Source organism: Paraflavitalea soli (assembly GCF_003555545.1).
Lineage (GTDB): Bacteria > Bacteroidota > Bacteroidia > Chitinophagales > Chitinophagaceae > Paraflavitalea > Paraflavitalea soli.
Genome location: NZ_CP032157.1, coordinates 433,163 through 446,678 on the forward strand (window position 1 = coordinate 433,163; position 13,516 = coordinate 446,678).

12 protein-coding genes are annotated in these 13,516 nt (G+C 49.2%); 7 read left to right on the plus strand and 5 right to left on the minus strand.

The genetic code is table 11. The features are described 5' to 3' along the window. Nucleotides 1–191 precede the first annotated feature (191 nt). From D3H65_RS01675 to D3H65_RS01685, 3 genes are read left to right on the plus strand one after another with little or no spacing between them, the layout of a single operon-like run. Nucleotides 192–1,259, plus strand: a complete 1,068-nt coding sequence (locus tag D3H65_RS01675) for a glycoside hydrolase family 130 protein (RefSeq protein ID WP_119048595.1) — start codon at nucleotides 192–194, stop codon at nucleotides 1,257–1,259. Beyond that, entirely contained in the window at nucleotides 1,249–2,535 is a 1,287-nt protein-coding gene (locus D3H65_RS01680; protein WP_119048596.1) for an MFS transporter, read from the plus strand. The genes D3H65_RS01675 and D3H65_RS01680 overlap by 11 nt, the downstream gene beginning before the upstream one ends. A 53-nt stretch (nucleotides 2,536–2,588) precedes the next feature. Next, entirely contained in the window at nucleotides 2,589–4,292 is a 1,704-nt protein-coding gene (locus D3H65_RS01685) for a hypothetical protein (RefSeq protein ID WP_119054350.1), read from the plus strand. A 36-nt stretch (nucleotides 4,293–4,328) separates the two neighbouring features. Here D3H65_RS01685 and D3H65_RS01690 read toward each other — a convergent pair whose 3' ends face one another. The 5 genes from D3H65_RS01690 to D3H65_RS01710 are packed head-to-tail and all read right to left on the minus strand — an operon-like array spanning nucleotide 4,329 to nucleotide 6,756. Continuing rightward, complete coding sequence (locus D3H65_RS01690) at nucleotides 4,329–4,907, minus strand: YdeI/OmpD-associated family protein (protein WP_119048597.1); 579 nt, start codon at nucleotides 4,905–4,907, stop codon at nucleotides 4,329–4,331. A 32-nt stretch (nucleotides 4,908–4,939) separates the two neighbouring features. Then, the gene (locus tag D3H65_RS01695) at nucleotides 4,940–5,515 is read right to left on the minus strand and encodes a DUF4256 domain-containing protein (protein ID WP_119048598.1); all 576 of its coding nucleotides are present in this window, start codon (nucleotides 5,513–5,515) and stop codon (nucleotides 4,940–4,942) included. Nucleotides 5,516–5,571: 56 nt separating this feature from the next. After that, nucleotides 5,572–5,955: a DoxX family protein gene (locus D3H65_RS01700; protein WP_119048599.1), complete on the minus strand. Its 384-nt coding sequence runs from the start codon at nucleotides 5,953–5,955 to the stop codon at nucleotides 5,572–5,574. 6 nt (nucleotides 5,956–5,961) lie between these two features. Beyond that, nucleotides 5,962–6,426, minus strand: coding sequence for an SRPBCC domain-containing protein (locus D3H65_RS01705; protein ID WP_119048600.1), 465 nt, complete (start codon nucleotides 6,424–6,426; stop codon nucleotides 5,962–5,964). Nucleotides 6,427–6,432: 6 nt separating this feature from the next. Further along, complete coding sequence (locus tag D3H65_RS01710; protein ID WP_119048601.1) at nucleotides 6,433–6,756, minus strand: ArsR/SmtB family transcription factor; 324 nt, start codon at nucleotides 6,754–6,756, stop codon at nucleotides 6,433–6,435. 298 nt (nucleotides 6,757–7,054) lie between these two features. Here D3H65_RS01710 and D3H65_RS01715 point away from each other — a divergent pair, with 298 nt between their 5' ends. The 4 genes from D3H65_RS01715 to D3H65_RS01730 all read left to right on the plus strand — a co-directional run bounded on the left by D3H65_RS01715 (nucleotide 7,055) and on the right by D3H65_RS01730 (nucleotide 13,470). Continuing rightward, nucleotides 7,055–7,696, plus strand: coding sequence for a DUF2306 domain-containing protein (locus D3H65_RS01715; protein ID WP_119048602.1), 642 nt, complete (start codon nucleotides 7,055–7,057; stop codon nucleotides 7,694–7,696). 289 nt (nucleotides 7,697–7,985) lie between these two features. Beyond that, nucleotides 7,986–11,591: a glycoside hydrolase family 97 catalytic domain-containing protein gene (locus D3H65_RS01720; RefSeq protein WP_119048603.1), complete on the plus strand. Its 3,606-nt coding sequence runs from the start codon at nucleotides 7,986–7,988 to the stop codon at nucleotides 11,589–11,591. 426 nt (nucleotides 11,592–12,017) lie between these two features. Further along, a complete protein-coding gene (locus tag D3H65_RS01725; RefSeq protein WP_119054351.1) occupies nucleotides 12,018–12,527 on the plus strand; it encodes a DUF4402 domain-containing protein in 510 nt (169 codons plus the stop codon). 91 nt (nucleotides 12,528–12,618) lie between these two features. Then, nucleotides 12,619–13,470, plus strand: coding sequence for a fimbrial biogenesis chaperone (locus D3H65_RS01730; protein WP_119048604.1), 852 nt, complete (start codon nucleotides 12,619–12,621; stop codon nucleotides 13,468–13,470). The last annotated feature ends 46 nt before the right edge of the window (nucleotides 13,471–13,516 follow it).

The following is a 13,516-nucleotide window of genomic DNA, read 5'->3' on the forward strand; positions in this document are numbered from 1 at the left end:
GGCTCCCTGTCACGTTGAGTCTGGCGAAACGGACTAAACGAATCTAAAGGAGCCTGTCGGAGGCGCCTAAGGGGTGGGTCGCCCTCAAAGGGCGGCTCACCCTGATAAACCGTATTCAAAACATTGCCCTCAATGAAAACTGCGCAGGCCGGTATGCAACACACGCCTACGCTTCTCTAAAAGATTATGTAATGAAAGACATAGCAAAGCGTTTTCCCGGAAATCCCCTCCTGACTCCTGCCAGCCTTCAGCCGAGCATAGAAGGATTGGAAATAGCCTGTTTACTAAATCCCGGCGTATTCCAATACGAGGGTAAAACCTGGTTGCTGATCAGGGTGGCCGAAAGACCAACACAAAAAGAAGGGATCATATCCTTTCCCGTACTCACCGATACAGGAGGCATCTCCATCATGGAAATACCTACCAACGATCCGGAACTGGATGCGGCCGATCCGCGCGTCATCAACTACAAAGGATTGGATTACCTCACTACCTTGTCCCACCTGCGCCTGGTATGCAGTGAGGATGGCATACATTTCTATGAGCCCGAAGGTTGTCCAAAACTCACCGGCGAAGGTATCCTGCAAACCTTTGGTATTGAAGATTGCCGCGTTACCTGGCTGGAAAATAAATACTACCTCACCTTTACAGCCGTATCACCCAATGGCGTAGGCGTGGGCCTGCGCACCACTACCAACTGGCAGGAGTTTCAATCCCACGGTATGATGTTGCCGCCGCACAACAAGGATTGCACCCTCTTCGAAGAAAAGATCGATGGTAAATATTATGCCTTACACCGTCCCAGCAGCGTGGACATAGGCGGCAATTTTATTTGGCTGGCCTCTTCGCCCGATGGTATCCACTGGGGCGATCACCGCTGCCTGCTCACCACCCGTAAGAACAGCTGGGACAGTAAACGGATAGGAGCGGGCGCTGCACCCATCAAAACACCCCAGGGCTGGCTGGAGATCTACCATGGCGCCAATGAAGCCCATCAATATTGCCTGGGTGTCTTTTTGATGGACCTCCACGATCCTTCCAAAGTGATTGCCCGCTCGGAGGAGCCCATCATGGTCCCTTCTGCTGCCTATGAACTTACCGGCTTCTTTGGTAATGTAGTATTTACCAACGGCCATATCGTGCAGCCCGATGGCGACACCATCACCGTATACTACGGCGCATCAGATGAAGTAGTGTGCGCAGCTGATCTTTCATTGGCAGCAATGCTATCATCTTTAAAATTCGACCATGCTCAATAAGTTGAAGCAGGAGGTAAGGCACTTCAATGCCCAGCCCCATAACTTCCGCATCCTGACACTTACCAACCTGGTGTATGCCCTCGTATTGCCGGTGATAGATATTTTTGTAGCCGCCTATGTGATGCGCAATTCCAATGACCCCACCAAGGTGGTCATCTACCAGCTCACCATCTACACAGGCATACCCCTCACCTTTTTGCTCAACGGGTGGCTGCTGAAGCATGTCAATATCCGCAAGCTCTATTCTGCCGGTATGATGCTGAGCGGCGTATCAATGATCATTATGATGTCGTTGAAAACCCTCGACCTGGTAGGCATTGGTATAGCAGGTATCACCATGGGTTTGTCATTCGGTTTCTATTGGGCCAACCGCGATTACCTCGCCCTGGCCATTACCAACGACGGGAACCGCAACTATTATTACGGTCTCGAAACCTTTTTCTATACCATTATCGCCGTAATCGTGCCCGTAGGTATCGGCTGGTTCATTGAATGGAAGGGTGGTAGCGGGCAGGCCCATACCGCCTATGTGATCATCACAGCCATCGTATTTGCCATTACCGTCTGTGCATCCATTGTTTGCTTCCGGGGCACCTTCACCAATCCCGGGCAGAAGAAGTATATATTCTTCAAGTTCCATCCCCTATGGTACAGGCTATTATCACTGGCCATGCTCAAAGGCCTGGCCCAGGGTTTCCTGGTCACAGCGCCGGCCATGCTCATCATGCTGCTGCTGGGTAAGGAAGGCGCCCTGGGCTCTGCTCAATCCGTTGGCGCCATCATTGCTGCTGTGATCATGTATATTCTCGGCAGGCTCACCAAACCTTCCGATCGGATAAAGATCTTCGCCGTGGGATTAAGTTTGTTTGCCCTCGGGGCCATCCTCAATGGGGTGCTGTTCAACCAGGCGGGCGTGGTGTTATTTATCCTTCTGCTGCTCATCGCCAAACCACTGCTCGACCTGGCCTATTTCCCCATCCAGTTCAGGGTCATTGAGATCGTGGCGGCAATTGAAAAACGCACGGAGTATGCTTATATCCTCAATCACGAAGCGGGACTGTATGTAGGCAGGTTTATCGGGGCCGGCACTTTTCTGTTGCTGGCATACGGCATTTCTACCGAAATTGCCCTGCGGTATGCCGTGGTCATCATTGCTCTGTTGCAGTTATGTTCCATATGGGTAGCAAAGAAGATCATCGCTAAGGGAAAAGTGTTGTCGCCCGATGCGCCGTCCAGTGAAGAAATAAAAGGTAAAGTGTCGGAAGTGATGATATAGGAGAATACAGCTAATACCTAACGCCTAAAAGCTAACACCTAACAGACATGATCATGAAACGTTTTTCAGTCAGTATATTATTCTCCATAGGTACGCTGGTCGTCAATGCCCAGGTGCCACAACGTTCCTTGTCCCGCATAGACCAGATGGCCGATATACCGGCGCCATTGCAGATCATCGATTACAAAGCCCTGGCCCATAAGTTCGACAAAACAGTGTACGACTTCAATGCCAAGGGAGCCTTCTGGCCCCTGGTATGGATGGACAGCAGCAATAAGAATTTCGCCCAACCTGTGATGGGCATGTATACCGCCATTGGCGATGTGCGCCAGGGCCCGCAGCACAACAAAGGCATGTTTCATGAAGCCCTGGCCAATATGGGCGCTGTGCTGGGTGCAACCCTTACGGGTATCGATAAATCGAAACAAGGCCACTACAACTATGTGGCCATGCTGAAGAATTATTTCAATCGCGAGACCGGCTGGAATATCATGATGAACAATACGGCTCCCGAAGTAGCCCTGCTGGGCGGTGGTTATGGGCGCGATTGGTGGTATGATGTATACCCCAATGTACTGTTCTATGCTATTTATGAACAGTACCCCGATGAGCCTGGCTTTACGGAGATCGCCAGGACCATTGCTGATAAGTTTTATGCGGCCGATTCCATCCTGAATGGCAACTACGATTGGTCCTATTTCGATTATGGTGCCATGCAGCCAAAAAAGAACCAGATCTGTGCACAGCCCGACGCAGCAGCCGGTCATGCCTGGGTATTGTACGCCGCGTATAAAAAGTTTGGCGCCCCCCGCTATTTAAAGGGAGCCCTCAGTGCTTTGACTGCCCTGCAGGCACAGCCAAAGAATCCTACGTATGAACTGCTCATGCCTTTTGGCGCTTACCTCGCCGCCCGCATCAATGCCGAGCAGCGTAAGCAATATGATGTACATAAAATGTTGGGCTGGAGTTTTGATGGTACTGCCATTTGCCGCGAAGGTTGGGGTGTGCTGGCAGGTAAGTGGAATGGTTTCGATATCTCAGGTATTGTAGGTAGTACCGTAGATCATGGTGGCTATGGTTTTCTCATGAATACCTATGACGCTGCCTGGCCCCTGGTACCCCTGGTACGCTACGACAAGTCCTATGCCAATGCCATTGGCAAGTGGATGCTCAATGCAGCCAATGCCGCCCGTTTCTTCTATCCCCAATACATGCCCGCTGAGCACCAGACCCTGCCGCAAAAGGCAGCCGTTACCAAAGGCGTTATTGGTTATGAGGGCATCATCAAACAGTCGGGTTACGGGCAATTCAAACACCTCAGAGCGCCTGTGGCACAGGGCGACGGTCCCTTGTGGGTGGCCAATGAGAATCCTCCTGAGTCACAATTCAGTGTATATGGCAGCGGCCATGTGGGCATCTTCGGGAGTATTATCCGCAGCACCAACGTAAAGGGTATCCTGCAGCTCGACCTGCTGGCCACCGACTTCTATCATGATAAAGCCTATCCCACTTATCTGTACTACAACCCTTACACTACAGCAAAGACCATCAGTGTGCCGGTTAAAAAAGGTGCCCGCACCGATCTTTACAATACCATCACCGGAAAGTTTATTGCACGCAATATTGCTGGTAATACATCTGTTACCATTCCGGCCCGCTCGGCCGTCCTCCTGGTGCATACACCAGCCGGTGGTAAAGAAACACGCAATGGTAAACAGCTACTGGTTGATGGAGTAGTGGTAGATTATGGACAGTAAAGGATTGTAACAGAGGCGGAAGATCAGTCGGCTTTTTTATACATCATCCAATCCCTTTCCCTTCAGTATTTGCGGTATACTTTTTTCAACCCTCGATTCGCGGGTCTTGGATTGTTTGGCAGAAGAAAAATGAAGCAGGTAGCCTTTTTGCCGGCCCGGCGTTAACGCCTCGAATGCTTTTTTCAGCGCAGGCCGCTTATCTAATTGTTTTTGGAACTCTTCAGCGACAATGAAATCAGCGGTCTTTTTTAGTTTCACTTTGAGACCAGCTTTCTCTACTTCGATAGCTTCGTAGATATAGGCTTTTAGGATGGCCTTTTGTGCTACGATTTCTTTGACATGCGTGAACCGCATCTGGCGGGCCGCCTGCACATTCTTCGATTGCTGGACCAGTATGCCGTTGGGATCAGCCAGCAAGGCGCCTTTGAAGAACAATACCGCACAGTATTCTTTAAATACATGCAGCAGCACAATATTGCTGTTCTCATACGTGTAACAAGGCGTACCCCATTTCAATTCTTCATTCAGGCCGCAGCTAAGAACGATCGTTCTCAATTGCTCCAGTTCCTTCTGCCAGTTGCCTTTACCGAAGTAGAAATCAACCTTTGGGTTCATACTGATCTTTTAATAGTGAATGATTGCAAAACTTATACCCTTAATGAGCCACGGAAACCCCGGGCTGCATAATAAGATTCCGCACCATTGTGATACAGGAAGACCTGGTCATAACGACGATCACAAAAGAGCGCACCACCAAGTTTTCTGACCGCAGCCGGTGTTTGTACCCAGCTCGAGGTCTTCAGATCGAAATGGCCCAACTGCTGCAACTGCCGGTATTCTTCTTCTGATAAGAGCTCAATACCCATCCCGGCAGCCATTTCCATAGCACTGTTGGCCGGTTTGTGTTCTTTCCTCGATGCCAGCGCATCCCCATCAAAACAGAGGCTTCTGCGTCCCTTGGGGCTTTCTGCCGAGCAGTCATAAAAAATGTATTCGTCTTTCTTTTTATCGTAACCCACCACATCCGGTTCACCGCCCGTTGTTTCCATATCATCGAGTATCCACAGTTTCTCTGCATTGCCTTCCAGCTTTGCCTCTACCTGGGCCCATTCAATGCCCTTATGCCGTTGCTTGTTTTTCTCAAACCGGGCCTTCAGTATTTTCAATAGTTCTTTTGCCTGGTCGGCTGACAACTTCTTTTTAGCGCTTTTTGTGTTGCTCATATGGATAGATTATCATTACTTAAATATACATCAACCCTGGCGGTCAGGCCAGTCATTTATCGGGCAACTGCCAGTGTTTTTCTGTCCGTTGGCCTGAAATACCAGGATATCACGGTAAGGGCCAGCAGCAACAGTGGGGGAAACAGGTGGCTTACGCCATGGCCGATGGCTATATGCGAAAATATGGCGCCCGACATTGAAAAGAAAAAGCCGGCATAAGCCCATTCCTTGAGTAAAGGATATTTAGGAATAAGGATGGCTATCGATCCCAGTATCTTCCAGGCTCCCAGTATCGTTCTGAAATAGTCGGGATAGCCCAGGTTGTTCATAAAATCGTCTTCTGATTTCATATTGGATAACTGTACAATTCCCGTGGATACCATGCCTAAGGCAAGCCAGATGGTAGCGATCCAATAGATGATCTTATTTCTCTTTGACATAAGTGTTTATTTAAGTTTGATGACGACACTTTGCAAGCGGTTATGTGCCATATTGATGCCTTGTACAAAGGGCAGCTGCAGTACCTGGTCCCTGTATGCGACCGACTGGTATACAACATGCATATTAAGTCTGCTGGTATCATCCGTTAGTTGTTCAAATTCCAGGAATTCCAGCTGTACCGAAAAAGGGCTGTTCTCCATTTCAAATGTCCTGATGATCTGTTTGTTCGGGATAAACTGGTGGATAGTGCCGCTGAATCCGTATTTGTTTCCTTTGGGATCCGTGGTCTCAAACTGGTAACTGCCATGCCTTTTGTTGTCGAGCTTCAGTACTTTCGTGCCCATCCATTGTTCCACTATCTCAGCATCTTCATATGCCCTGAAAAGTAATTCCACCGGCAGGTCAAATTCCCGGGTGATCTTTATTTCCTGTTTGCCGTCTTCGGCGTGGACCTTTGTTTTTTGTTCCATATGGTGCTATTTGGGTGATTTGTATTTCTTCATGATCGTCTCTAACTTATTGAACCGGTCGTCCCACATTTTACGAAAGGGTTCGATAAAGGCGGCTACTTCTTTCATTTTCTTTGCGTTGATCAGGTAATAGATCTCCCGGCCGTTCTGCTCCTGTGTAAGCAGTTCACACTCCGTAAGGATCTGGATATGTTTGGAAATCGTTTGTCGTGACGATTTGAAATTGTCGGCAATCGCCCCAGGCGTTAAGGACTGTATGGCCAGCATGGTGAGGATGGCCCGCCTCGTGGGATCCGCTATGGCCTGGAATACATCTCTTCTTGATTTCATTGTGCAGCTATTTGACTGCGAATATACGTGCAGTCATTTGACTGCTCAAATTTATTTTCAAAGCAGGCGGCCACCTGTCAAATGTCAGCTTGTCGAAGGCGGCTAAAGGGGGGATCGCCCTCAAAGGACGGTTCAAGGGTGGGTCGCCCTTTCAGGGCGGCTCACCCTGACCGAAGGAATCATAACTCATTCATTGAATGCCCGTAGGGACAAATTATTCCCTGGGGGAATATAAGTTCCCTTCTTTTTTAGCCCGCCACATTGTTGAAATTTTACACCTCTAAAGACACGATGCACCATGAAACAAACAATAGATAAAACCTTCCTGCAACAGCTCGGGCTGCGCGATCTCATGCTCATTATACTATGGGTTAGTATTATTTACATCACCTGGACCTTTATGCATGGCGCCGATCATTTTTTGGCGTTAACTCCGGAGGCCCTGGGTAAATACTTCCCTTACAAGTGGTTCCTCATTGCACATATTACCGCCGGCGGAGGGGCCTTGATATTGGGGCCATTACAGTTTTGGGAAAGCTTCCGGCGGAAGAATTGGAAACTGCATAGGATGGTGGGTTACTTGTATTTTCTGGCCATGCTGGTCAGCGCCATCTGTGCTGTAGTGCTGGCCGCTACTACTGCCTACGCCATTAATTGGGCCTATGCTTTTTCCTTGCAGGTATGGGTCAGTGTATGGATCTCCGCCAGTTTTATTGCCTTCCGCATGGCCTTGCTGCGCAAATTCAAAGCCCACAAGGAATGGGCCGTTAGAAGTTATATCGTAACCCTGGCTTTTGTGGTCTCGGGCCTGGCCCTCAAATTGCCTGTGGTGCAACAACTGGGTAGCTTTGCTGATATTTCACCTTCCTTCTTTTGGATGGGCTGGGCCGTGCCGTTGTTTATATATGAAGTGGTGCGATCGTTTAAGCCGAAAGGTTGATGCCTATCCCCCTTTTTGTCATTTTGAATCTCCCTTTGTTGTTCATTTCGAATGAAGCTCCATCACGATTTTGTCATTTCGAACGAAGCGCAGCGTAGTGAGAAATCCGCTGTCGAAACAAAAGATTGCCGATTCACGATTCACGATTCACGATTGCCGATTGCCGACTGCCGACTGCCGATTCACGGTGCCTTTCCCCCCAACAGGTGCAAATACGTACATTCCTGGATAATATCGCTTTAATGCCTTTCTGGTGAACCTCGTAAATTGGTGGTTTAATTGCAAGCACATGGGCAAACCAAACCGTCAGTTCATCAGTCATCTTTTTTATGTGATCATCACCTGCTGTCTCAGTAGTTATGCTGCCCAGGCTGCCGATCATGAACTGCGCTCGCCCGACGGGAATATTGTCATTAAGATTACTTCAGGCAGCTCCATCCAATGGAGTGTACGCTATAAGAACGAAACCATTCTTTTCCCCTCAGACATTTCCCTCACCACCAATGGAGAACAATTTCCGGGTTCAAAAACGAAACTGCTAAAGCAATCTGCGGCAGCCCACAACGATACCATCTTCTCTATGGTGCCCGTAAAGAATTCCTGGATTCCCAATGTGTACAAAGAACTGAAGCTCGTCTTTGCCGGTGGCATTACCCTTAGTTTCCGCGCCTATAATACAGGAGTGGCCTACCGCTTCGAACTGAATAAAAAAGATCCTTCGCTCAAGATAGAGACAGAACAAGTGAGCTTTAGCCTCAACAAGAACAACCTGGCCTGGTGGCCCGAAGAAAGCAACCCCGAGTTTATTTCCCACTACGAAGCCCTCTTCACAAAAGCCAGGTTGGATACCATTGCCAAAGGTAAATATGCCTACCTGCCCCTGTACCAATCCACTCCGGCTGGCACAAAACTGTTGATCACAGAAAGTGATCTGTACGATTATCCCAACCTTTTTCTCTTCAATACAGGAGAAGGAAAGCTGGAAGGCAAATTTCCACCGGCCGTATTGAAAAGCCATGTGGCGCCCCGTACCGACAGGAGAGAGGTGCTGGCCGAAAAAGCTTCCTATATAGCTGATACAAAAGGCGCAAGAACTTTGCCCTGGCGCCTCATCATGATCGCACCCGATGATGTATCCCTCCTGTCCAATGAAATGGTCTTTCAATTGGCAAGGCCGGCTGACAAAGGCAACTACGATTGGATAAAGCCCGGCAAAGTAGCCTGGGACTGGTACAATGCCAACAACATTTTTGGGGTTGACTTCGAATCAGGCATCAACAACAAGACCTACCAGTATTATATTGATTTCGCTGCCCGTTTTGGATTGGAGTATGTGATACTCGATGAAGGATGGTCACTTACCACCACCGATGTGAGCGCTCCCCGCAAGGAAATTGATGTACCTGCCCTGGTGAAATATGGAGCAGCCAAAGGTGTAGGCATCATCTTATGGAGCCTGTGGCGTCCTATCGATGAAAATATGGATGCTATCCTCAACAGGTTTGTGGATTGGGGCGTGAAAGGCGTTAAGATCGATTTCATCCAAAGAGCCGATCAATATATCGTTAATTATTATGAAAGGGTAGCCAAAGCCTGCATGGACAGAAAGCTGCTCGTAGATTTTCATGGCGCTTACAAACCTGTGGGCCTCAACCGGAAATATCCGAATGTGATCAACTATGAAGGCGTGAAGGGATTGGAGAACAATAAGTGGGCTGATTATATTACACCCGGGCACAACCTTACCCTGCCTTTTACCAGGATGATGGCCGGCCCCATGGATTACACACCTGGCGCCATGCGCAATACCAATAAAAAGGATTTCCGTGTTTCCTTCAATGAGCCAGTAAGCCGTGGCACCCGTGCGCACCAGGCCGCTATGTATGTGATGTACGAAGCGCCCCTGCAAATGCTGGCAGAAACACCTTCCCTGTACCTGCAGGATACCGCCTTTACACAATTTATTGCCCGTATACCCACCACCTGGCACAAGACCATTCCCCTTCACGGAAAGATCGGGTCTTATGCTGCCGTGGCCCGGCAGCACGGTGATAAATGGTATCTAGGCGCCATGACCGATTGGGAAGAAAGAACACTGGAATCGAAATTGGATTTCCTGGCTGACGGAAACTACAGGCTCGAAATACTCACCGATGGTGTAAATGCTGCCAAATATGCTACCGATTATAAAAGAGAGACCAGGCTGGTAAAGAAAGGCGATGTAGTGTCCATGAAAATGGCCCCCGGCGGTGGATGGACGGCTATACTTACGCCGCTTACCCCGCCGCAAAAAGCCTTCACCCTGGCCGATACCCTGCGTGGCAGTCTTACTCCCGAAAGGACCTGGTGGGACATACAACGCTACGACCTGACCGTAAAGCCCGACTACAACGCCAAAACCATCAGCGGTATCAGCGAGATCACTTATAAAGTAACCGGTTCCAACGCGCGGATGCAGATCGATATGCGCGAGCCCCTGTTGATCGACAGTGTACTCCTCAACCATAAAACACCCCTCACCTTTGCCAAAGAAGGCAGCGTATGGTATATCCAATCGCCTAAGCAGGCTATGAACAGCATCAACAACGTAGCCATCTATTACCATGGCAAGGCGCACGAAGCTGTAAGGCCGCCCTGGGATGGGGGATGGACCTGGACCACCGATTCCCTCGGCCGTCCCTGGATGACCGTCACCTGTCAGGGACTGGGTGCTTCCATCTGGTATCCCTGTAAAGACCACCAGAGCGATGAACCCGACAAAGGCGCCAGCCTCACCATGATCGTGCCCGATACCCTGACAGCTATATCGATGGGGCGGCTCGAATCAAAGAAACCCAATGGTGATGGCACCACTTCCTGGAAATGGGCCGTGGTAAATCCTATCAGTAATTATTGCATCATACCATATATAGGTAAGTATACCAATTGGAGTGAAGTCTTCAAAGGCGAAAAAGGCAACCTGGATGTGAACTACTGGGTATTGGATTACAACACTGATAAAGCAAAAGCTTATATGCCGAAGGAAGTGAACAATATGCTCAAGGCTTTTGAATACTGGTTTGGCCCCTATCCGTTTTACGAGGATGGCTACAAACTCGTAGAGACCTCCAATACCGGCATGGAACACCAAAGCGCCGTATCCTATGGCAACTGGTACAAACCCGGTTACCGCGGCAGGGACGGATCGGGCACCGGCTGGGGCATGAAATGGGATTTCATCATCATCCACGAAAGCGGCCATGAGTGGTTTGGCAACAATATTACCACCAACGATCTCGCCGACATGTGGGTACATGAAGGGTTTACCAACTACAGCGAAACCGTCTTTATCGATTATATCTTCGGAGAAGAGGCCGCCAATCAATACAACCATGGCATCCGCAGAGGCATCCGTAATGACAAACCCGTGATTCCTGCTTACAATGTCAATGCCCAGGGTAGTGGTGATATGTACCCCAAGCCGAGCAATATGCTGCACAGCATCCGCCACGGCCTGAATGATGATCAGCGCTTCCGCGAAATACTCCGGGGGCTCAACAAGCAGTTCTATCACCAGACCGTCACCACCCAACAGGTGGAGAACTATGTGTCGTCCAAAGCTGGCTTTGATTACAGCAAGGTCTTTGACCAGTACCTGCGTACGGTACAGGTGCCCTCATTTGAGTTCTACTTCAGCGAGGACAAAAAGAAAGTGTTTTACCGGTATACCAACTGTGTGGCCGGCTTTAACCTTCCTCTCGTGTTGAAGAACAAAGCCACCACCATTAAAATAATACCTACCGACAAGTGGCAAAATAGTGCTGTGAATAGCGACGCGGCCACTTTATTTGATAAAACAGCCATTGAAGCCATGTATTACTTCACTGTGGTGCCCGTGGCAAATAGCGGGGACTGATCCCATGATCCCTTAGCCTGTTACCGCTTTATCATTATAGACATCCCTGAAGACTGGTAGTGATGGATAGGGTTGTACTATAGGGTTTCTTTCGGAGTAGCCTATTCTTTTTTATGACAACTATCATAAAAAGGACTGACGGATGTCATGACATAATAGGTTTCTTCGTCGTAATCTTGTATGTGCATAATCCCCTCAATGATCACCCAGTCGACTAAACGTCCCATACCCTTTCAATCTACTTACCCGTCTAGGCGGATATTGGTGTATCTATGTCTTCCTATTCTTCTGATTCAAAACCGCATTAATAAATGCCTGCTCCTCACGGGTAACGATTCAACAGGAATGGCCGGTGGCCCAAATGCCGGACCTCTTCCCCTGACCACTGTGTACTCTTTACAATTTATAATTAAAAAACAAACCACGATGAGAAACAAGTTCATTGCTATCGCAGTATTGCTGATAGCATCCTCTGCTACAGCCTTTTCACAGGCTACTGCCACGGCCACGGCTACTGCCACCATTCTAACACCCATCAGCATCACCAAGGATGTTGACATGAATTTCGGTAATGTAGCTGTACAGGCTGCAACGGGCGGAACCGTAGTGTTGGCGCCAGCCGGTACCCGCATTGCCACAGGAGGCGTAACACTTCCTGCCAATACGGGAACGGTAACGGCTGCTTCCTTCACCGTTACAGGTCAGGCAGACTACACGTATTTTGTAACCCTGCCTTCCTCACCCGTTACCCTGTCCGATGGTGGTTCGAACACCATGACAGTGTCTAACTTCACCAGCGATCCTGCCGGTACAAGTGGCGTGCTTACGCTGGGTACACAAACATTAAACGTAGGAGCTACGCTGAATGTAGGAGCTGGACAGGCCGCCGGTACCTATCTCTCCCAGCCTTTTGATGTAACCGTTAATTATAATTGACCTCTACGTTCAACCCGAAAAGATACCCTTGGCCAGGGTACCACTTTTCGGGTTTTTTCTGAAATATCCTGTTTAAAGCTAACCGATACACATGCATGCTATATACCTGGGGGTCATAAGGCGGGGAAGCCTTTTTCTGGTCACCCTGTTAACGTGCTGTTCCGCTGCCACCATGGCGCAGGGCAATCTCATGATCACGCCACGCAGGGTGGTTTTTGAAGGACAAAAGAAAATTCAGGAACTCAACCTCGCCAATACCGGAAATGACACTGCCCGGTACCTGATCTCCCTGCTCGAAATAAGAATGAAGCCTGATGGCGCTTTTGAACAAGTGACCGAGCCTGACTCCGGACAGAATTTTGCCAGCAGCTTCCTGCGTTTTTTTCCCCGCACAATTACATTGGGGCCCGGCGAAACGCAAACCATTAAGATACAGGTGGTCAACCAGGTCCAACTGCAGCCCGGTGAATACCGGTCACATCTCTATTTCAGGGCTGTGCCGCCGGAAAAACCATTAGGGTTTTCCCAACCGGTAGAGGATACCACCGGCATCGCTGTTCGGTTGAACCCCGTTTTTGGCATCACCATTCCTGCCATCATCAGAACCGGCCCTTCCAACGCGGCGGTTACCATTTCAGATACAAAGGTGGAAAAGATGCAGGACAGCCTTACTGTGCTGAACCTTGTATTTAACCGTACCGGTAATATGTCTGTTTATGGCGACCTCACCGTTGATTATACATCTCCGCGGGGCAAGACTACCCGCGCCGGCCTTATCAGAGGCATTGCAGTGTATACACCTACTGAACACAGAAGAGTGCGGGTACCCCTGGATAAATTGGACGGCATCGATTACAAGAGCGGGAAATTGACGATCGCTTATACTGCCTCCGCCGGGAATAAAACGGTGAAAATGGCGGAAACAGAGCTGCCACTGTTTTAAACTAACTATGCGAAATAAGTCCAGATCCATATCATCCTGTAAATAC

Bases quoted from the DNA above. Each gene is read 5' to 3' on its own strand.
- D3H65_RS01675 (WP_119048595.1), top strand. From the start codon at position 192: ATGAAAGACATAGCAAAGCGTTTTCCCGGAAATCCCCTCCTGACTCCT.
- D3H65_RS01680 (WP_119048596.1), top strand. From the start codon at position 1,249: ATGCTCAATAAGTTGAAGCAGGAGGTAAGGCACTTCAATGCCCAGCCC.
- D3H65_RS01685 (WP_119054350.1), top strand. From the start codon at position 2,589: ATGAAACGTTTTTCAGTCAGTATATTATTCTCCATAGGTACGCTGGTC.
- D3H65_RS01690 (WP_119048597.1), bottom strand. From the start codon at position 4,907: ATGAACCCAAAGGTTGATTTCTACTTCGGTAAAGGCAACTGGCAGAAG.
- D3H65_RS01695 (WP_119048598.1), bottom strand. From the start codon at position 5,515: ATGAGCAACACAAAAAGCGCTAAAAAGAAGTTGTCAGCCGACCAGGCA.
- D3H65_RS01700 (WP_119048599.1), bottom strand. From the start codon at position 5,955: ATGTCAAAGAGAAATAAGATCATCTATTGGATCGCTACCATCTGGCTT.
- D3H65_RS01705 (WP_119048600.1), bottom strand. From the start codon at position 6,426: ATGGAACAAAAAACAAAGGTCCACGCCGAAGACGGCAAACAGGAAATA.
- D3H65_RS01710 (WP_119048601.1), bottom strand. From the start codon at position 6,756: ATGAAATCAAGAAGAGATGTATTCCAGGCCATAGCGGATCCCACGAGG.
- D3H65_RS01715 (WP_119048602.1), top strand. From the start codon at position 7,055: ATGAAACAAACAATAGATAAAACCTTCCTGCAACAGCTCGGGCTGCGC.
- D3H65_RS01720 (WP_119048603.1), top strand. From the start codon at position 7,986: ATGGGCAAACCAAACCGTCAGTTCATCAGTCATCTTTTTTATGTGATC.
- D3H65_RS01725 (WP_119054351.1), top strand. From the start codon at position 12,018: ATGAGAAACAAGTTCATTGCTATCGCAGTATTGCTGATAGCATCCTCT.
- D3H65_RS01730 (WP_119048604.1), top strand. From the start codon at position 12,619: ATGCATGCTATATACCTGGGGGTCATAAGGCGGGGAAGCCTTTTTCTG.